1 protein-coding gene is annotated in these 382 nt (G+C 61.0%); it reads left to right on the forward strand.

Translation table 11 applies throughout. From position 1 onward, the window contains the following. On the forward strand, positions 1-382 hold a 382-nt coding region (locus tag MM817_RS16570), incomplete at both ends, for a terminase gpA endonuclease subunit (protein WP_241717168.1).

Raw genomic sequence — 382 nt, forward strand, 5'->3', positions numbered from 1 at the left:
TTGCTTGCCCGCATTGTCAGCGGGAGCAGCACCTGAAGTTTGGCGGCAAGGATTGTGAGTTCGGCCTGAAGTGGGAAAAGAACGAACTGGGTGAGGCCGAGCGCGCCTGGTACGTCTGCGAGCACTGTGCAGCCTGTTTTGAACACCGTGACATGGTGGTGGCCCAGGCTAAAGGCCGCTGGATCTGCGACGAGACCGGCATCTGGACGCGCGACAGCATCGACTGGTTCGGCCCGAACAACGAGCCGATCCGCACGCCGCGCTCGGTCAGCTTCTACTGCTGGGCGATCTACAGCACCTGGACGACCTGGGTGTCGCTGGTTGACGAGTGGCTCAAGGTCAAGGGCGACCGCGAGAAGCTAATCACCTTCATCAACACCAC

Source organism: Sulfoacidibacillus ferrooxidans (assembly GCF_022606465.1).
Lineage (GTDB): Bacteria > Bacillota > Bacilli > Alicyclobacillales > SLC66 > Sulfoacidibacillus > Sulfoacidibacillus ferrooxidans.